This is a genomic window from Pantoea sp. X-Soil-ISGK-285 (genome assembly GCF_059730815.1).
In genome coordinates this window covers 2,750,394-2,769,858 of the sequence record NZ_AP035938.1, presented here as the reverse complement: position 1 = coordinate 2,769,858, position 19,465 = coordinate 2,750,394, and the positions used below count along the sequence as shown (strand labels likewise).

General features: G+C 56.6%; 18 protein-coding genes and 1 pseudogene. 9 read left to right on the top strand and 10 right to left on the bottom strand.

The genetic code is table 11. The features are described from left to right. Positions 1-3: 3 nt before the first annotated feature. From mepS to yeiP, 4 genes are all read right to left on the bottom strand, one after another. Positions 4-579, bottom strand: a complete 576-nt coding sequence (gene mepS / locus AC6I8B_RS13165; RefSeq protein ID WP_010248316.1) for a bifunctional murein DD-endopeptidase/murein LD-carboxypeptidase — start codon at positions 577-579, stop codon at positions 4-6. 512 nt (positions 580-1,091) lie between these two features. After that, a complete protein-coding gene (locus AC6I8B_RS13160; RefSeq protein ID WP_010671014.1) occupies positions 1,092-1,799 on the bottom strand; it encodes a phosphatase PAP2 family protein in 708 nt (235 codons plus the stop codon). A 45-nt stretch (positions 1,800-1,844) separates the two neighbouring features. Next, positions 1,845-2,813, bottom strand: a complete 969-nt coding sequence (locus AC6I8B_RS13155) for a CobW family GTP-binding protein (protein ID WP_256844606.1) — start codon at positions 2,811-2,813, stop codon at positions 1,845-1,847. Positions 2,814-2,889: 76 nt separating this feature from the next. Beyond that, positions 2,890-3,462, bottom strand: a complete 573-nt coding sequence (yeiP, locus tag AC6I8B_RS13150) for an elongation factor P-like protein YeiP (protein ID WP_003854146.1) — start codon at positions 3,460-3,462, stop codon at positions 2,890-2,892. A gap of 343 nt (positions 3,463-3,805) precedes the next feature. Between yeiP and AC6I8B_RS13145 the strand changes: the two genes are divergently transcribed. Continuing rightward, positions 3,806-4,060, top strand: coding sequence for a YkgJ family cysteine cluster protein (locus AC6I8B_RS13145; RefSeq protein ID WP_010248308.1), 255 nt, complete (start codon positions 3,806-3,808; stop codon positions 4,058-4,060). Between the two features lie 39 nt (positions 4,061-4,099). Here the strand turns inward: AC6I8B_RS13145 and AC6I8B_RS13140 are convergent. Then, positions 4,100-4,336 (bottom strand): annotated as a pseudogene (locus AC6I8B_RS13140) (PIN domain-containing protein); the annotation flags it as partial. Positions 4,337-4,648: 312 nt separating this feature from the next. Between AC6I8B_RS13140 and fruB the strand changes: the two are divergent. Genes fruB through fruA form a run of 3 tightly spaced genes read left to right on the top strand, consistent with a single transcriptional unit; the run spans position 4,649 to position 8,443 of the window. Further along, positions 4,649-5,779: a fused PTS fructose transporter subunit IIA/HPr protein gene (fruB, locus tag AC6I8B_RS13135; RefSeq protein WP_033758445.1), complete on the top strand. Its 1,131-nt coding sequence runs from the start codon at positions 4,649-4,651 to the stop codon at positions 5,777-5,779. Next, positions 5,776-6,714, top strand: coding sequence for a 1-phosphofructokinase (fruK, locus tag AC6I8B_RS13130; protein WP_010248301.1), 939 nt, complete (start codon positions 5,776-5,778; stop codon positions 6,712-6,714). The genes fruB and fruK overlap by 4 nt, the downstream gene beginning before the upstream one ends. 16 nt (positions 6,715-6,730) lie before the next feature. Then, positions 6,731-8,443: a PTS fructose transporter subunit IIBC gene (fruA, locus tag AC6I8B_RS13125; RefSeq protein ID WP_497817458.1), complete on the top strand. Its 1,713-nt coding sequence runs from the start codon at positions 6,731-6,733 to the stop codon at positions 8,441-8,443. 890 nt (positions 8,444-9,333) lie between these two features. Here fruA and nfo read toward each other — a convergent pair. Next, positions 9,334-10,179, bottom strand: a complete 846-nt coding sequence (nfo, locus tag AC6I8B_RS13120) for a deoxyribonuclease IV (protein WP_111534051.1) — start codon at positions 10,177-10,179, stop codon at positions 9,334-9,336. A 51-nt stretch (positions 10,180-10,230) separates the two neighbouring features. Then, a complete protein-coding gene (locus AC6I8B_RS13115; RefSeq protein WP_497817457.1) occupies positions 10,231-11,286 on the bottom strand; it encodes a YeiH family protein in 1,056 nt (351 codons plus the stop codon). Positions 11,287-11,392: 106 nt separating this feature from the next. On the opposite strand from AC6I8B_RS13115, the gene AC6I8B_RS13110 reads away from it, so the two are divergent. From AC6I8B_RS13110 to AC6I8B_RS13090, 5 genes are all read left to right on the top strand, one after another. Beyond that, positions 11,393-11,767 (top strand): YkvA family protein, encoded by a 375-nt coding sequence (locus AC6I8B_RS13110; RefSeq protein WP_031592072.1) that lies wholly within the window; start codon positions 11,393-11,395, stop codon positions 11,765-11,767. Positions 11,768-11,776: 9 nt separating this feature from the next. After that, a complete protein-coding gene (gene yieE / locus AC6I8B_RS13105) occupies positions 11,777-12,643 on the top strand; it encodes a DNA-binding transcriptional regulator YeiE (protein ID WP_010248285.1) in 867 nt (288 codons plus the stop codon). A 117-nt stretch (positions 12,644-12,760) separates the two neighbouring features. Next, complete coding sequence (locus AC6I8B_RS13100; RefSeq protein ID WP_022625044.1) at positions 12,761-14,227, top strand: amino acid permease; 1,467 nt, start codon at positions 12,761-12,763, stop codon at positions 14,225-14,227. A gap of 208 nt (positions 14,228-14,435) precedes the next feature. Continuing rightward, a complete protein-coding gene (locus AC6I8B_RS13095; RefSeq protein WP_010248280.1) occupies positions 14,436-15,512 on the top strand; it encodes a FecCD family ABC transporter permease in 1,077 nt (358 codons plus the stop codon). Further along, positions 15,512-16,300, top strand: coding sequence for an ABC transporter ATP-binding protein (locus AC6I8B_RS13090; RefSeq protein ID WP_010248276.1), 789 nt, complete (start codon positions 15,512-15,514; stop codon positions 16,298-16,300). The genes AC6I8B_RS13095 and AC6I8B_RS13090 overlap by 1 nt, the downstream gene beginning before the upstream one ends. Positions 16,301-16,451: 151 nt before the next feature. Here AC6I8B_RS13090 and fghA read toward each other — a convergent pair whose 3' ends face one another. From fghA to ptrR, 3 genes are all read right to left on the bottom strand, one after another. Then, a complete protein-coding gene (gene fghA / locus AC6I8B_RS13085) occupies positions 16,452-17,294 on the bottom strand; it encodes an S-formylglutathione hydrolase (RefSeq protein ID WP_022625042.1) in 843 nt (280 codons plus the stop codon). Positions 17,295-17,306: 12 nt separating this feature from the next. Beyond that, positions 17,307-18,431, bottom strand: coding sequence for an S-(hydroxymethyl)glutathione dehydrogenase/class III alcohol dehydrogenase (locus AC6I8B_RS13080; RefSeq protein WP_010248270.1), 1,125 nt, complete (start codon positions 18,429-18,431; stop codon positions 17,307-17,309). A 100-nt stretch (positions 18,432-18,531) separates the two neighbouring features. Further along, on the bottom strand, positions 18,532-19,443 hold the full coding sequence (gene ptrR, locus AC6I8B_RS13075; RefSeq protein ID WP_010248266.1) for a putrescine utilization regulator PtrR: 912 nt from the start codon (positions 19,441-19,443) through the stop codon (positions 18,532-18,534). Positions 19,444-19,465 lie beyond the last annotated feature (22 nt).

The following is a 19,465-nucleotide window of genomic DNA, read 5'->3' as shown; positions in this document are numbered from 1 at the left end:
TTATCAGGTCGGGTTACGACTTAATACACGGCGTCCTTCACGGTAGCGCTTTTTCCAGTAATCATCATTCAGACTGGAGATCATCACGCCACTGCTGGTCGAGGCATGAACGAAGTTATCGTTGCCAAGATAGATGCCAACGTGACGGCCCGTAGAGCCTGCACGGAACATCACCAGATCGCCGGGACGCAGTTTACTGCGGGTAATCTCTTTACCGGTGTCCTGCTGCTGAGAGGTAGAACGCGGTAATTCTAAGCCAAACTGATCGCGGAAGGTGCGTTGTACAAAGGCGGAACAATCGATCCCGCGTTTAGTATCGCCACCGAGGCGATAGCGCACACCTTTCCAGACGGCGTATTGTTCCATGATGCGCGACTTAACGTCGACATTACGCACCATTTCTTCAAACTCATCCTGAGACGCCTGAAGTAAAAAACCATTGTGGTTGTTAACTTCATGATTCTCGTTATTCGCGTTTTGACTGCTATGGGTACTGCTACAAGCTGAGAGGAGTGTTGCCAGCGCCACTGCGGGCACGATCCGCAAGATATATCTCAGTATTGGTTGAGACTTGACCATTATTCGGGTTTTCCTTCGATTTCCTTACGACAAGATTGTCGCCAGCCAGATGACAAAACAGGGAGATTAATAAGCGAAACAGACTAAGACAAATCCTTAATTACTAAAATGTGTTAATGGACACATTTTAACGGTAAAAAATCCGAATTTTCTGCCGCTTTTGCCTCACTGCGACTGAGGTTAACTGATTACAGACGCCGTGGCGAGTGCTTTTAATCAATTTCATATAGGTTTTTTTGATGTGAAATCAAACCGTAACACACTGACTACTTTAGCTACAATTGTGGTCAAATGATGGTGAGAACAGGGAGTTAAAGGGGGGCTAATTCGGGGCATAGCCGCTATTTTTAGAGTTTTCTTTATTGACAGAGGATATTGGCGACTATTTAACCTGCCAGCAGGGTCATAACCTTTTCTTTTCGTGAATTTAATTAGCAGGCTAATAGTGATGGGGTGTTTTTTATAAGCGCGGGCGGTTCAAACCAGGGGTTTAAATCGCCCGCGCTTAACATTTACGTCACGGGCTTATATTTACCCGGCAATTTGCGATAAAACCAGTTAACCAATACGTCACTGGCTGGCGTTAATAGCCACCAGCTCAGACCCACTAATACCACCGACATTGAACCGACGGCAACATCGGTAAACCAGTGCGCACCGGCCATGATGCGTGGCAGTGAAAATATCACCACAATAGCCGTGGCAATTAAAAAGCGGCTGAAACCAAAGTAACGCCAGATAAAGCAGGCGAAAATGATCAGCATCATACCGTGGTCGCCAGGGAAGCTATCTTTTGAAGCATCTTTAGCGGGAATACCGGTCAGTTCACTGACGCGATGCACGTTTTCGAAGAACAGTGTCGGACTGGAGTGTTTAACCGGCAATAAATGGCCCAGCTGATTGAGAACGACGGCGGTCAGCAGCATGGTGATGCCGATTGCCAGCATCCGGCGCTGCGCCTGTGGCGTTTCGCGCCGCCAGATCGACAGGTAAAGCAGACCCATCGCCAGCAATGACACCGCATCAAAACCACGGTAATTCGTGATAGCGACGATCAGCGCGAACAGCGGATGGGTCACCATCTGGCTATTGAAGCCAAAGAAAATAGATTTATCGACGCCGAACCAGAAGCCATGTTCCGGGGGCAGATACCATGACAGAAATAGCACCACGCCCAGTGCATTAAGCAGCAGGATAGTAATAAGGCGAGTTACGCGCATAGTTAAACTCATTATTATTAAAAATAACCGCCGACAATACCTCTGTCAGCGTAAACGGCACTTCAACAATGCCGATTGTAGTCGATTCCAGTCAGCCTGTTGAGAATGAATGATCTCAATGCGGCTATCGGATGGCGGTGAGGGGAGTGTTTCACTCTGCAGCTCATTTGCCTGGCGATTGATGCGCAGAGCGCCTTCTTTCGTGCGCATCACTCCTTTAACGCGATCTACCGGCGCCTGCCGAACCCATTCCAGCAGCATGCCGCTGTCGAACAGCGTATCACCATCAAACAGCCAGCCGCAGGCGCTATAGCCCTGTCCGTGGTTCAGCGCCCGACGCCAGCGCGCCTCGCCATTCAGTCGCAACGCCGCCAGACCGCTGGTGGGACCCGACGAATGATGGTGCTGCGGCACGGGAAGCTCGCGCGGTTGCCGGGGTGTATCCAGCAGGGAAAGGGGGATCTGACCAAATTCTGTCTCTATCAGAGGGCGCGCAGGCTGCATCTGCTGCTGCCAGTCAGCCAGGCGCTGATGATCCGCCTGATCCCAGCAGTCGCGCTTATTAGCGATAATAAGGTCGGCGGCAGCCAGCTGATCGCGGAAGTTTTCATTGGCAACGATACGAGGATTGGCCAGCTGACGCGCATCCAGCAGCGTTAGTGTGGCATTCAGTTGCAGCCACGACTGATAGACGGGCGCACTCAACATCTCCAGCACCTGACGAGGATGGCCCAGGCCGGTTGGCTCGATCAGCAGCCGATCGGGTTTACTCTTCAGCAGCATATTCAGCCCGACCTGCATCGGCAGGCCATTCACACAGCACAGGCAGCCGCCGGGGATCTCTTTCAGCGTGGCACCGCTATCGGCCAGCAGGGCGCCGTCGATCCCGATCTCACCAAATTCATTAACCAGCACCGCCCAGTTTTCCCCGGACGGCCTGGCAGCCAGCAGATGGCAGAGCAGCGTGGTTTTGCCGCTGCCCAAAAAACCGGTAATCAGATTAACGCGTGTCATGGGAGTGACTCCTGCCGGGGAATAACGTGATAATGTAATAATATAACACTATCACGATCGGCAGCAGGCTTCTGATTTAGTCTGCACGGCCCATATAGCGGCGTTCAGCAATGTGGATGCGGATGCGGTCACCGTTGCTGAGGTATTCCGGTACCTGAATCGAGAGGCCTGTACTCATACCGGCGGGTTTGGTGCGAGCGCTGGCAGAAGCACCTTTAATGCCTGGTGAAGTATCCACAATCTCCATATCCACGGTTTGTGGCAGTTCCAGCGCCAGCACCTGACCTTCCATCGTCAGCACGTGAATGCCAGGGATACCGCCTTCAGGGATAAACAGCAGCTCTTCTTCAATCTGCTCCTGTTTAAAGGAGTAGGGGGTGTAATCCTCATCATCCATAAAAATATATTCGTCACCATCTATATAAGAGAAGGTCACGCTGCGACGGCTGAGCGAAATTGCATCAATAATCTCGTCGCCTTTAAAGCGCTCTTCCACTTTTAAACCGGTGCGGACATCGGTAAAGCGCATTTTATACAGGGTGGCGGCACCGCGTGCGCTGGGGCTCTGGACATCAATATCTTTAACCAGCAGCAGTTTACCGTTGTGCGTGACGGCCATCCCTTTTTTGATTTCATTGGCTTTTGGCATTGCTGTTCTCGCTATCTTGAAAGTGAAGTGCGCGCAACGTTACTCGCGCCGATGAAAACTGGCAATATCACCGGCGTGAAATTTTGTCTCAGGCCGCGGCTTTCATGGCAATTGCCGCCCCGGACTGCTATTGTCGCCGCGACTTTCTCTGCCTGAGCACAGCATGCAATGCCGTAGCCAGGGCGGTGCCTGTGGTACAGCGCCCTCTATCTCTTCACCGATTTCTGACATGGGTGACAGTGAACGATTTAAGCAGGAAGTTAAGAGCTGAAGGGTGTGGTGTCGCTCCCTCTGAGGTTCTGTTACTGTCTGTTGTATCCTGAAGGTCGCGTGAGAGGTGTTAATGCAGTGTCGTATTGATTGTGGAGCCTGCTGCATTGCGCCGTCAATCTCCAGCCCCATCCCCGGAATGCCGCAGGGTAAACCCGCGAATGTCCGATGCATTCAGTTATCGGATGAAAATTTGTGCATGATTTTCGGTTCAGCTTTAAGGCCGAAAGTATGCGGAAGTCTGCAACCTTCAGTTGATATGTGTCTTACAGACCGTACTTCAGCCATGACCTACCTGATTGAGCTTGAAGCCAGCACTCGTGCCTGAGAACCCTCCCACCGCTTAGATTTAATCCCGCGTCAGCGGTTAGCTGACCCACTCTTCCAGCTGCAATCCGGGTACCCGTTCAAACTCGCGTGTGTTATTGGTCACCAGAGTAGCTCTGGCCGCAATGGCATGCCCGGCAATCGCGGTGTCGTTGGGACCAATGGGCGTTCCGGCAGCAGCCAGCGCCGCTTTGATTTCAGTGGTTGCATCTACCGCTGCGCGATCCCATGAAAGTACAGCATCAGGACGTGCGCAGAATGCATCCACCAATTGCAAACGTATCTGCTGTAAACCGAAGCGGATACCGCGCCCTGAGGCGCTGACGCTGCTGAAGTTTTTCGGTCCACCCATTCTCACTTTACAGCAGCAGCGTCAGCCTGTTCGTCCGTTAATCCGCTAAACCTGCCCGAAATGTGCGTAACGTCAAAAATCTGCTACGCCGTTTGCGCATTTTCTTGCCTGGTGAAAGCGGCTGTACCACAATCCCTGAAACGTTTCAGCGGTGACTGCGCCATCTGTTTTCCTCAGCATGGCGTAAAATCTTTCCCACTAGCTGAAACGATTCAATCTCAGCAAGCGAGGAGAATTATGTTCCAGCTCGAATTGCAGGCCATCCATACCGGAGCCAGCGCCCAGAATAAAGAAGAGGCCATTCGTCAGGTTGCTGCCGCGTTAACCGCGGCGGGCAATGTGACCGAAGGGTACGTCAACGGGATGCTGGCGCGCGAACAGCAGACCTCAACCTTTCTTGGCAACGGCATCGCAATCCCTCATGGCACCACCGATACCCGCGATCTGGTGCTGAAAACCGGCGTTCAGGTTTTCCAGTTTCCGCAGGGCATTGCCTGGGGTGACGATCAGACAGCCTATGTTGCCATCGGGATTGCCGCTAAGTCGGATGAACATCTGGCGCTGCTGCGTCAGCTGACCCATGTGCTGAGCGATGACACCATTGCAGAACAGCTAAAAACCGCCTCTGCTGAAGATCTTCGTGCGTTGCTGATGGGCGAGAAACAAGCCGCTGAATTCAGCTTCGACACCTCATTAATCACGCTCAACGTGGCTGCCAGCGATCTGATCACCTTACAGGCGATGAACGCCGGTCGGCTGCAGTCCGCTGGTGTGGTGGATGCCAGCTACGTCGCGGACGTGGTTTCAACGACTCCGCTGAATCTGGGTCAGGGCATCTGGCTCAGCGACAGCAGCCTCGGCAACCTGCGCAGCGGCGTGGCTATCAGCCGCGCTGAACATGCCTTCGACCATCAGGGCGAATCGGCTGCTATGTTAATCAGCGTTTCGGCGACCGATGAACGTCCGCTGGAAGTGTTGGGTTACCTCAGCGCCTTGCTGCAGCAGGGCAAAGCGGATCGTCTGTTGAAAGCGGATGCTGCGGGCGTTTACGCACTGCTCACCAGCGAAGTCGATGAGCAGGCTGACGTGCTGACGGCTGAATTTACCATTCGCAACGAACACGGCCTGCATGCCCGTCCGGGCACGGCGCTGGTTAGCGTGATCAAGCAGTTCAACAGCGACATTACCGTGACCAATCTCGACGGCAGCGGCAAACCCGCTAATGGCCGTAGCCTGATGAAAGTGGTTGCGCTGGGCGTGAAGAAAGGCCATCGCCTGCGCTTCACCGCCAGCGGTGAAGATGCACAGCAGGCGCTGAACGCGATTGAAGAAGCGATCACCAGTGGTCTGGGTGAGGGGGCATCATGAGCAGACGCGTCGCCACCATTACGCTGAATCCGGCGTATGACCTGGTGGGATATACCCCTGAAATTGAACGTGGCGAAGTTAACCTGGTGAAAACCACCGGGCTGCATGCTGCGGGCAAGGGCATCAACGTAGCCAAAGTACTTAAGGATCTGGGTATCGATGTCACCGTCGGTGGCTTCATGGGGAAAGAGAATCAGGACGGTTTCCAGCAGTTGTTCAGTGAGCTGGGCATAGCCAACCGTTTCCATGTCGTGCCAGGCCGTACCCGTATCAACGTCAAACTCACTGAACAGACCGGTGACGTCACCGATCTGAATTTCTCCGGTTTTCAGGTGACGGCGCAGGACTGGGATCGTTTTACTACCGATTCTCTGACCTGGCTGGGCCAGTTCGATATGGTCTGCGTCAGCGGTAGCCTGCCAGAGGGCGTTGACCACGATGCCTTTACCCGCTGGATGACCGAACTTCGCACCCACTGCCCATGCATCATCTTTGACAGCAGCCGCGAGGCGCTGGTGGCAGGACTGAAGGCGGCACCGTGGCTGGTTAAACCTAACCGACGTGAGCTGGAAATCTGGGCCGGTCGCAAACTGCCAACCCTGCAGGATGTGATTGGCGCTGCGCACGAACTGCGCGAGCAGGGTATCGCCCATGTGGTGATTTCGCTGGGCGCAGAAGGCGCTCTGTGGGTCAACGCTTCTGGCGAATGGATCGCTAAACCGCCGGTGTGCGAAGTGGTCAGCACCGTGGGTGCAGGCGACTCAATGGTTGGCGGCCTGATTTATGGCCTGCTGATGCGCGAATCCAGCGAACACACGCTGCGTCTTGCGACTGCCGTGGCGGCGATGGCCGTCAGCCAGAGCAATGTTGGCGTTTCCGATCGTACTCAGTTGGCCGCAATGATGGCGCGCGTCGACTTACAACCCGTTAACTGACAGCAGGAGAGCGATAATGAAAACGCTGCTGATTAAAGACCCTACACTGGGACTGGCTTCCGCATATATGGCACAACAGCGTCTGGCGGCTGCCGCCGCTGCGGCGGGCCTGACCCTGACTGATAATCCTGCCGACGCTGAGCTGGCGATTGTGCTGGGCAAAAACGTGCCGGACGATGCGGCGCTGAACGGCAAAGCGGTCTGGCTGGGCGATATCCAGCTGGCAGTACGTGAGCCAGAAACCTTCCTGAACCGCGCGAAAGCAGAAGCGAAAACCTGGCAGGCACCGGCTGCGGTAGCAACACCTGCAGCAGGCGCACCTGCTGCACCGGCTCAGGCTGACGCGCAGAAACGCGTCGTCGCGGTGACCGCCTGTCCGACCGGCGTGGCGCACACCTTTATGGCTGCCGAGGCCATTCAGGCTGAAGCGACCCGTCGCGGCTGGTGGGTGAAAGTTGAAACCCGTGGTTCAGTGGGCGCCGGTAACGCGATCACTCCGGAAGAAGTCGCTGCCGCCGATCTGGTGATCGTCGCAGCTGATATCGAAGTCGATCTGGCGAAATTTGCCGGTAAGCCGATGTACCGTACCTCAACCGGTCTGGCGCTGAAGAAAACTGCGCAGGAGCTGGATAAAGCGGTAGCAGAAGCGAAGCCGTATAAAGCGGCGGCTGGCGGACAGAACAATAGCAGTGAAGAAGAGAAGAAAGGCGGAGCAGGGGCTTATCGTCACCTGCTGACCGGTGTTTCTTACATGCTGCCGATGGTGGTCGCAGGTGGTCTGAGCATCGCGCTGTCGTTTGCCTTTGGTATCACGGCGTTTAAAGAGCAGGGCACGCTGGCTGCGGCGCTGATGCAAATTGGTGGTGGCAGCGCCTTTGCCCTGATGGTGCCGGTGCTGGCGGGCTTTATCGCCTTCTCCATCGCTGATCGTCCGGGTCTGACGCCGGGTCTGATTGGCGGTATGATCGCCACCAGTATTAACGCAGGTTTCTTAGGCGGAATTATCGCGGGCTTTATTGCCGGTTATGCGGCGAAGCTGATCAGCGGCAAAGTTAAACTGCCGCAGAGTATGGAAGCGCTGAAACCGATACTGATTATTCCCCTGTTCGCCAGTCTGATCACCGGTCTGCTGATGATCTACGTAGTGGGTAAACCGGTTGCTGGCATCATGAACGGCCTGACGCACTGGCTGGCCAACATGGGAACGGCGAATGCGGTCCTGCTGGGTGCCATTCTGGGCGGAATGATGTGTACCGATATGGGCGGTCCGGTAAACAAAGTGGCTTACGCGTTTGGCGTCGGGTTACTGAGTTCGCAGACCTATGCGCCAATGGCTGCCATTATGGCAGCCGGTATGGTGCCACCGCTGGCGATGGGGCTGGCGACGCTGGTTGCCCGTCGTAAATTCAATAAAGGTCAGCAGGAAGGCGGTAAAGCGGCACTGGTTCTGGGTCTCTGCTTTATCTCTGAAGGTGCGATTCCGTTTGCCGCCCGTGACCCGATGCGCGTTCTGCCTTGCTGTATCGTTGGCGGTGCAACCACCGGCGCGATCTCCATGGCGATTGGCGCAAAACTGATGGCTCCGCACGGTGGACTGTTCGTGCTGCTGATCCCTGGCGCGATTACCCCGGTTATCGGCTATCTGATGGCGATTATCATCGGCACCGCGATTGCGGGTCTGAGCTATGCGGTACTGAAACGTCCGGAAGAGCAGCTGGTGAAAGCCTGATTTGCAGAAGTGCATAATCTGCTGAAGTGAAAATAACAGGGAGCCGGATGGCTCCCTGTTTGCTTTTACAGACAGTTCCCGAAGTCAAAGCGAAGGGAGCATACGCCTGGAGTAAAGCATCGCGGGCCATGGACAAAAAGCCGGGAGCGTTTTTGAACAACGCAAAGCGTTGGCCCGGCTGCGGGCGCACCTTAGGGATGAGGTGCGTAATCGCCCGCGCTGCGCCTGCCAGGGATGGCGTTTTTTTGCGTCTTTACGGAAGGCGTATGCTCCCTGAGCCAGCGTTCTCTCTAAACGAAAAGGGAGCATGCCAGCCAGTTAAGCGACAGGTGATAACGCAGTCTGGTGCCGCTCAGGGGCTGGCGGTCCTCGCGCCGCTGCGCGGTTCCTTCACTTCATTCGCCTGCCTGACGGACCGCCGGGGATGGCACATCCTGTGCCGCCCCGCCTTTCGCCCGCGTCCTGCGGGCTCTCCTGGCAGACTCATTCTGTTCAGCGCTGCGGATTGCCTGCTCCTGATCGCCACCGGCCTGCTCTGAAGCTTCTGGTGCGTACTGTTAAAAAGGGCACGAGAGTGGAGGCCTGAGCGCCTCTGCTGCTGAAAGGGCTATCCGCAGCGCTGAGGCGTGACGGTGGGCCAGAAGTCCACGCCGGGAAGCGTGGACAGTTCGGGGCCGGCCAGGGAGGGCCGATCCCCGAACGGTTCGTCGGCACGACGTCAAAGCCGAAGGTACCGCGTGAGCGGCGCGAGGACGGCCCGGCAGCAGCAGAGGTGCACTGGCCCGCACTGCGGCTCGCTCGCACTGACAAAAAAGCTGCCACGTTTGACCGTGACAGCCTTTACAAATCTAATCTTAACTGACCAGCATTAAGCCAGCTGGCTCCCTTTTCTATCCCTGCTGTTCGGCTTTCAGCCAGGCAATCTCATCTTTCCAGATATCGGGATTGATGGTCTCCAGAATCAACGGGATGCCATCAAACCGCGGATCTTTCATCAGCCAGCTAAACGCTGTTTTGCCGATATTGCCTTCACCCAGGCTGTGATGGCGGTCAACGCGACTGTCGAAGGCGCTTTTGGCATCGTTAAGGTGCATGCCGCGCAGATAGTTAAAGCCGACAATGCGCTCAAATTCGGCGAAAGTTGCTTCGCAATCCGCTTCGGTACGCAGATCATAGCCACCGGCAAACGCATGGCAGGTATCAATACAGACGCCGACACGCGATTTATCTTCAACATGCTCAATAATGGTGGCGAGATGCTCGAAGCGGAAACCCAGATTACTGCCCTGACCGGCGGTATTCTCAATGACGGCGGTGACGTTCTGGCTCTGGTCGAGAGCGATGTTGATCGACTCCGCAATCCGCTTCAGACAGGCCTCCTCATCAATCTGATGCAGATGGCTGCCCGGATGGAAGTTCAGCAAAGTCAGGCCGAGCAGGTCGGCACGTCGCAGCTCATCAATAAAAGCGGCGCGGGATTTCTCCAGCGCCTCTTCAACCGGATGACCCAGGTTTATCAGGAAACTGTCGTGCGGCAGGATTTGCTGCGGACCGAATTTGTACGTCTCGCAGGCGGCGCGAAAAGCATCAATCACCTCAGTCGAGAGCGGGGCGGCCTTCCACTGACGTTGATTTTTAGTAAAGAGCGCGAAGGCGGTGGCTTCTATTTCATGGGCGCGGATCACTGCCTGATCCACGCCACCTGCCGCACTCACATGTGCGCCAATATATTTCATGCCTTTCTCCTGGGGCTGTGCACGGATGAGACGGCATGATACCCGATGCCGCTAGCCCATGAAATGTTGCACCAGCAGATTGATTGCACCGCCGCCCGCGATTAACCAGACAAACACCATCGCACCCAGCAGCAGCGGTTTAACGCCTGCCTCACGCAATGCCCCGAAACGGGTGGTCAATCCCAGCGCCGCCATCGCCATCGCCAGCAGCAGACCCGCCAGCTGATTCAGCGACGCCACCACCATGGCAGGCAGCAGCTGCAGCGAGTTAAACAGTGCAACACCGATAAACAGCAGGGCGAACCAGGGAAACGTCACAGCCTGGCGCGCGTTGCTCCCTTGACGTTTACCGCGTATCACGGCGCTCAGGCAGAGCAGAAAGGGAGCCAGCATCATTACCCGCAGCATTTTGGCAATGACCGCGCTGTTCTCGGCTTCCGGGCTGATGCTGTGTCCGGCGGCCACCACCTGCGCCACTTCATGGATGGTTGAGCCGGTAAAAACCCCGAACTGCGCCGAACTCAGTCCCGGGAACAGCTCATGCGCCAGCGGCCACAGCAGCGGATAGATAAAAATCGCCAGCGTGCCGAACAGCACCACGGTCGCGATAGCCACCGCAACTTTCGACGGCGCGGCTTTCACTACCGGCTCGGTCGCCAGTACGGCCGCAGCACCGCAGATACTGCTGCCCGCACCAATCAACCAGACGGTATCGCGATCCAGCTTCAGCAGCCGCATGCCCAGCAGGCAGGTTATCAGGAAGGTACTGGTCAGGGTCAGCGCATCAATCAGGATGCCGCTGAAACCGACGTCAGCGATTTGTTGTAAAGTGATGCGAAAGCCAAACAGGATGATCCCCAGCCGCAGCAGTTTCTGCTTAGCCAGCAGCACGCCGTTGTCGCAGCGTGACGCCAGCGGCGAATAGATGCTGTTACCGACCAGGATGCCCAGCATAATCGCCAGAGTCAGTGAACCCAGCCCCAGCGCGGCAATCATCGGCTGCTGCGCCAGCCAGCTGGCTGCCCCGGCAATCACGGCGGACAGCAGCAGACCCGGGATCCAGAGCGGAACGGGATGATGCGGTTTAGCGATGCTCAGTTCAGTCATGGTGGTCACTCCTCCTGGTTGAGACCCGATCATGACGGCGACTGGCTTAAAAGTGAAATTGATAATATATTTATAATTAACCAGAATAAACGATAAGGCAGCAATCATGATAGTTTCGCGTCTGCGCCGCTGGGCGACGCTGATCAAAAGAGATGTGTTTGTGCTGGGGTTTGCCTTCCGCGATCCCCGCACACCCTGGTGGAACAAGCTGGGGATGCTGGGGCTGGTCGCCTATGGCATCAGCCCGATCGATCTCATTCCTGATGTCATCCCCTTTGTCGGTCTGCTGGATGACGCGGTGATTATTCCGACGGGCGTCATGGTCCTGCTGCGTTTACTGCCGCGAGAGGTGCGCATCAGCAGCAGCGAGCGGGCACAGTCTCAACGTTCGCGCGGCAAAAAAATTGCAGGCTGGCTGGTGGCAATAGGGCTGATCTGGCTGGCATTAATCATTTACCTGGTCAGGCAGTCACTGAGTTAAGAGGCAACGATGCACATTACGCTGCGACAAATTGAAGTTTTCACCGAAGTGCTTAAGAGCGGCTCCACCACTCAGGCTTCGCAACTGCTGGCGCTGTCGCAGTCCGCAGTGAGTGCAGCGCTGGCCGATCTGGAGAGTCAGCTCGGCGTGCAACTGTTTGACCGGGTCGGCAAACGGCTGGTGCTGAATGAGCATGGACGGCTGCTCTATCCCCGTGCAGTAGGGCTGCTGGAGCAGGCGGGCGAAATCGAGCAGCTGTTTAAAGAGGATAACGGCGCGATCCGCATCTTTGCCAGCAGCACCATCGGTAACTATCTGCTGCCAGGCATGATGGCCGCTTATCGTCGCGATTTTCCCCGCCTGCCGCTGGAGCTGAGTGTCGGCAACAGTCAGGATGTGATTCAGGCGGTTTCCGATTTCCGCGTCGATGTCGGATTGATTGAAGGGCCGTGCCATATGACCGAGCTGGTCAGTGAACCCTGGCTCGAAGATGAACTGGTGGTGTTTGCCGCACCAGACGCGGCGATTCTGCAACAGCCGGTGACGCTGCAAACCCTGGCTGACGCCCCGTGGATCCTGCGCGAACGCGGCTCCGGCACCCGTGAAATTGTCGATTATCTGCTGCTGTCGCATCTGCCGAGTTTTCAGCTGGGCATGGAACTGGGCAATTCCGAGGCGATTAAACATGCGGTGCGGCACGGCATGGGCATCAGCTGTCTTTCGCGCCGGGTGATTGCCGATTTGCTGGAGGCGGGCACGCTGGTTGAACTGACGATTCCGCTGCCGCGTCTTATCCGCACGCTCTATCGCATCCACCACCGGCAGAAGCATATTTCCAAAGCACTGACGCGGTTTTTTTCCTATTGTCGCGAGTAATTACTAATAATTCCGGCGCGATCATGAAGTTAACTAATAACAGGTTGGCATTCGCTATACAGAGGCGATCTGGCTGCTACAATCGCGCCTCATTTTTACCCAGCGTAGCGTTAACACATGCATAATGACTCAAATACAACACAACAACCTGCATTACGACGTGCGTTAAAAGCCCGTCACCTGACGATGATCGCCATCGGCGGCTCCATTGGTACCGGCCTGTTTGTCGCCTCCGGTGCCACCATCGCTCAGGCTGGCCCGGGCGGAGCACTGCTCTCCTATATCCTCATCGGCCTGATGGTCTACTTCCTGATGACCAGCCTCGGCGAACTGGCTGCGTTCATGCCGGTATCGGGTTCCTTCGCCACCTACGGCGCGAAATATGTCGAAGAGGGCTTTGGTTTCGCGCTCGGCTGGAACTACTGGTATAACTGGGCGGTGACCATCGCGGTTGACCTGGTAGCGTCCCAGCTGGTGATGAACTACTGGTTCCCCGACACGCCTGGCTGGATCTGGAGCGCGCTGTTCCTGGGGCTGATGTTCCTGCTCAACTACATTTCGGTCAAAGGCTTTGGCGAGGCGGAATACTGGTTCTCGCTGATTAAAGTGGCCACCGTGATTATCTTTATCATCGTTGGCGTGCTGATGATCACCGGCATTATGCGCGGTGCTGAACATGCGGGCTGGCAGAACTGGCAGGTGGGCGACGCGCCGTTTGCGGGCGGCTTTGCGGCGATGATTGGGGTGGCGATGATTGTGGGATTCTCCTTCCAGGGCACCGAACTGATCGGTATCGCGGCGGGCGAATCTGAAGATCCGGCGAAAAATATTCCGCGCGCTGTGCGGCAGATTTTCTGGCGTATCCTGCTGTTCTATGTGTTCGCTATCCTGATTATCAGCCTGATCCTGCCATACACCGATCCGCAGTTGCTGCACAATGATATCGACGATATCAGCGTCAGCCCGTTCACCCTGGTGTTCCAGAATGCCGGTCTGCTCTCTGCCGCCGCCGTCATGAATGCGGTGATCCTGACGGCTGTGCTGTCAGCGGGTAACTCCGGGATGTATGCGTCAACGCGTATGCTTTACAACCTTGCCAGCGAAGGTAAAGCGCCACGGATTTTCGCGAAGCTCTCTAAAGGCGGCGTGCCGCGTAATGCCCTGTGGGCCACCACCGTGGTGGCCGGACTGTGCTTCCTGACCTCAAAATTTGGTAATCAGGAAGTCTATCTGTGGCTGCTGAATACCTCAGGCATGACCGGGTTTATTGCCTGGCTGGGTATTGCCATCAGTCACTATCGCTTTCGTCGGGGCTATGTCGCCCAGGGACGTGACCTGAACGATCTGCCTTACCGTTCCGGCTTCTTCCCGCTGGGTCCGATTTTCGCCTTTGTGCTCTGCCTGATCATCACGCTGGGTCAGAACTACCAGGCATTCCTCAACGACAGCATCGACTGGTACGGCGTGGCGGCAACCTACATCGGCATTCCGCTGTTCCTGATTATCTGGTTCGGCTACAAGCTGACGCGCGGTAGCCGTTTCGTGAAGTACAGCGAGATGGAGTTCCCGGTTCACAAAGATTAACTCTGCGTCATCGCCCACGCTGAGCCCGCCAGGGATGGCGGGTTCTGCGTCTTTGCGAAAGGCGCAGGCTCCCTGAGCTTTTCTCCTGCCTGCAACACCGTTTTTTACTGTTTTTTCACGTCTCGCTTATGTTCTCGAATTGATAATTATTATCACCTGCACTATTGTGGCTGCGTTTTCTGACGTGATAGCCACACAGGGTTCAAACATGACTACCGAAACTTCGCTGCTGGCGGGGGAAGAGACGCTTCACCACACCATGCAGAACTATCATCAGGTGCTGCGCCGCCGCTTAATCTGGATTGGCGTGCTGTTGCTGGCGATACTCGCCTCGCTGATCCTCGACTTCACGCTGGGTCCGGCGGGGCTCTCACTTGAAACGCTGTGGAATACGCTGCTCAGCCCGGAGAGCGTCGATGCCGGCACGCGCGTCATTGTCTGGGACATTCGTCTGCCCTATGCACTGATGGCGCTGGTAGTGGGCCTGTCGCTGGGTCTGGCGGGCGCTGAAATGCAGACCATCCTGAATAACCCGCTGGCCAGTCCGTTTACCCTCGGTGTCTCATCGGCGGCGGCGTTTGGTGCCGCGCTGGCGATCATTCTCGGCGTGGGTATTCCCGGCATTCCCGATCAGTGGTTAATTTCTGCCAACGCCTTTGTCTTTGCTCTGTTTGCCGCGCTGATGCTGGATGCCGTAACCCGCTGGACTCAGGTCTCTTCGGCAGGCGTGGTGCTGTTCGGTATCGCGCTGGTCTTCACCTTTAACGCCCTGGTATCCATGATGCAGTTCATCGCCAGCGAAGATACCCTGCAGGGCCTGGTGTTCTGGACCATGGGTAGCCTGGCGCGCGCCTCCTGGGAGAAGCTGGGCGTGCTGAGCGTGGCGCTGGCCATTCTGGTGCCGTTTTCCATGATGAGCAGCTGGAAGCTGACGGCGCTGCGTCTGGGCGAAGACCGCGCGGTAAGCTTTGGCATTGACGTGCGTCGTCTGCGCCTGACTACGTTACTGCGCATCAGTATCCTCTCTGCCCTGGCGGTCGCGTTTGTCGGCCCGATCGGTTTCATTGGGCTGGTCGCACCCCATATCGCCCGCATGATGTTTGGTGAAGATCACCGTTTCTATCTGCCTGCCAGTGCGCTGGTTGGCGCGCTGGTGCTGTCGCTGGCGTCGGTCGCCTCGAAAAACCTGCTCCCCGGTGTAATCATCCCGGTTGGCATTGTCACCTCACTAATTGGTGTGCCGTTCTTCCTGAGTATTATTCTGCGTCATCGGGGGACGGTATGATGGAACAGGGTCTGACGTTACGCGGCTTCAGTGCCGGGTACCCAAAAAATAAAGTCATTGATAATCTTAATATCGCGCCGCTGCCGCGCGGCGAGATCACTGTGCTGCTGGGGCCGAATGGCTGTGGTAAATCGACGCTGCTGCGTGCACTGGCCGGTCTGAATAAAGGCCAGGGCGAGATGTGGCTCAACGGTGAGGATCTCATGACCCAGCCGTTTGCCCGGCGTGCGAAGAACGTGGTTTATCTGCCGCAGTCGCTGCCTGCGGGCGTACATCTGCATGTGCTGGAGTCGATCATCGTGGCGCAGCGTGCCTCCGGTGGTCTGCACAGCGCCAGCAGCGAAGCGGAAATCATGCATCTGCTGGAACAACTGGGCATTGCCCATCTGGCGATGCGATATCTCGATCAGCTCTCCGGCGGACAGAAACAGCTGGTCGGGCTGGCGCAGTCACTGATCCGTCGCCCTAAGCTGCTGCTGCTGGATGAACCGCTGAGCGCGCTGGATCTCAACTACCAGTTTCACGTGATGGATCTGGTGCGGCGCGAAACCGCTCAGCGTAACATCGTGACGGTGGTAGTGGTGCATGACATCAATATTGCACTGCGTCATGCGCAACATGCGCTGATGCTGAAGCAGGGCGCGCTGGTGGCGGAAGGGCAGCCGGATAAGGTGATCACGCCTGCCACTCTGGCAAAGGTGTATGGCGTCGATGGTCGTATCGAACACTGCTCGCGTGGTATCCCGCAGGTGATGATCGACGGGCTGACCGGCCCGGCACTGGTCTGATATTGAGGAGGCGCCCGGTAGGGCGCTGAGCATCACTGTTCTGAGAAAGGAATTTTTACAGGGCAGGCTGGCAGGACGCTGGCTCTGTGACAGAGCGTTAGCCAGCAGAGCAGGCATAAAAGTTCAGGGCCGCGAATGCGGCCCTGATTGTTTACGCCAGCAGATGCTGCGCATGGAAGCGCAGATGATCTTCCACAAAGCTGGCTATAAAGAAGTAGCTATGGTCATAACCCGGCTGAATGCGCAGCGTCAGCGGGAAACCCACCTCATTCGCGACGTCTTCTAACCGCTCCGGTTGCAGCTGATCGGCCAGGAACTGATCGCTGTCGCCCTGATCGATCAGCATTGGCAGCCGATGTGACACCTCCGCCATCAGCTGGCAGCTGTCATATTCCCGCCACGTTGCACGATCGTCGCCCAGATAGGCCTGAAACGCTTTCTGGCCCCAGGGTACCTGCATCGGATTCACAATCGGTGCAAAAGCGGAAGCCGAGGCAAAGCGGTTACCCAGACGCAGCGCCAGCATCAGTGCGCCATGTCCGCCCATGGAGTGACCCATAATCGACTGACGTTCACTGACCTTGAAGTTATCCGCAATCAGGGCGGGTAACTCGCTGCTCAGATAATCGAACATGCGGAAATGGCTGGCCCAGGGCTGTTGGGTGGCATTGAGATAAAATCCCGCGCCCTGACCCAGATCGTATCCTTCATCATTCGCAACCCCTTCGCCGCGCGGGCTGGTGTCCGGCATAATCAGCACCAGACCCAGTTCCGCTGCAACCCGCTGTGCGCCGGCTTTGCTGGTGAAGTTCTCATCGTTACAGGTCAGCCCGGCCAGAAACCAGACCACCGGCGGCGGCGCATCACCGTGCGGCCCAGGCAGATAGATGCTGAAGGTCATAGGGCAATTCAGCACCGCAGACTGATGACGCCAGCGCTGCTGCCAGCCGCCAAAAATACGGTGTTCTTCCAGTAGCTCCAGAGTGGATGCCATAACGCCTCCTGATTACTTGTTAAAGTGCACGACCGAGCGAATCGATTTTCCTTCGTGCATCAAATCAAAGGCGTCGTTGATCTCTTCCAGCGGCATGGTGTGAGTGATGAAGTCGTTCAGCGCAAATTTACCGTCGAGGTAATCCTGCACAATGCCAGGCAGCTGCGAACGGCCTTTTACGCCGCCAAACGCGGAACCGCGCCAGACGCGGCCGGTCACCAGCTGGAACGGACGGGTGGAGATCTCTTCACCGGCACCGGCGACGCCGATAATCACGGACTCGCCCCAGCCTTTGTGGCAGCACTCGAGCGCGGAACGCATCACGTTGACGTTACCAATACATTCAAACGAGAAATCCACGCCGCCGTCGGTCAGCTCGACGATCACATCCTGAATCGGCTTGTCGTAATCTTTCGGGTTGATCAGATCGGTGGCACCCAGTTTGCGTGCCAGATCGAATTTGCTGGTGTTAAGGTCGATGGCAATGATGCGGCCCGCTTTCGCCATCTTCGCGCCGATGACCGCAGAGAGGCCAATGCCGCCGAGACCGAAAATCGCCACGGTGTCGCCTTCTTTCACTTTGGCAGTGTTCATCACCGCGCCCATGCCAGTGGTCACGCCACAGCCCAGCAGACAAACCTCTTCCAGCGGCGCTTCTTTACTGATTTTCGCCAGCGAGATCTCCGGGATTACCGTGTACTCAGAGAAGGTTGAGGTGCCCATATAGTGGAAAATGGGTTTGCCATCTTTAAAGAAGCGGGTGGTGCCATCCGGCATCAGGCCTTTGCCCTGAGTGGTACGGATCGCCTGGCAGAGGTTAGTTTTGCCTGAAAGACAATATTTACATTTGCCACACTCCGGGGTGTAGAGCGGAATGACGTGGTCACCCACTTCAACGCTGGTCACGCCTTCGCCCACGGCTTCGACGATGCCGCCGCCTTCATGGCCAAGAATCGCTGGGAAAACGCCTTCCGGGTCGGTGCCGGACAGGGTGTAGGCGTCGGTATGACAGACGCCGGTCGCGACGATACGCACCAGCACTTCACCTTTCTGCGGTGGCATTAAATCAACTTCTTCGATTTTCAGCGGTTCGCCAGCAGCCCAGGCAACAGCGGCACGGGTTTTGATCATATTCATGCAATCCCTCTTCCAGTCAGATTGTGACGCGCAGTGGCGCCGGGTGGTCGTGATGATTCAAAGCCTGGTGGGTCAGGCTCTTAAACATAGCGTGGAACGCTTATTCCGCCGCCTGTAATGGGTAAATCAGCTCATCGTTGAGCGGACGATCGTCAAATTGTTCAATAATCAGGTACTTCAGTGCTTCAACATTCGGCGTAAAGGCGTCGCGTCGCCACATCAGCCAGGTGGCGGTGTCGCGATAAGCGGGAGGTAACGTATGCGCCTGCACCCGTGACCGATCCGCCATCTGCTTCAGCACCGAGGCCGGGATCATCGCTACGCCCGCACCGCCTGCCACGCAGGCCAGCATGGCGTGATAGGACTGAATCTCCATCACACTGTTGGGCGCGGTCTGGCTGTCCCGATACCAGCTCTCCAGCTTCACCCGGTAAGAGCAGCTGTTGCGAAAGGCAAACAGGGTATCGTCCTGCACGTCGCGCGCGGTGGCGATTGGCGCATGATCGAGGCCGGTGATCAGTATCATCTCTTCGCGAAAGGCGATGCAGCCATTGAGATCGTCATGGGAGACCGGGCCATCCACCAGCGCGGCCGCCAGGGTGCCTTCACGCACCCGATCGATGATTTCGCCCGAGGTGCCGGTAATCAGCGACAGCGCCACTTTGGGGAAGCGCTGGTGATAGGCGGCGAGCAGGCCGGGCAGACGCGTCGCCGCGGTGCTCTCCATTGAGCCCAGCGCAAAGTTGCCCGCCGGTTCACCGGTGCGGGTCATGCTCATCGCTTCTTCACTTAATGCCAGGATACGCTGCGCATAATTCAGAAAATTATGGCCCATTGGTGACAGGCGAATGCGCTGTTTCTCACGAATAAAGAGATCCACACCTAATTCTTCTTCCAGCTGGCGCAGCCGCGTGGTGAGATTAGAGGGGACGCGATGCAGCTGTTCTGCTGCGCGCGCCAGTGAACCCGTTTCGGCGACGGAACAGAACATACGCAGCTGAACTAAATCCATATCTTCTCTTCCTGTAAGCAAG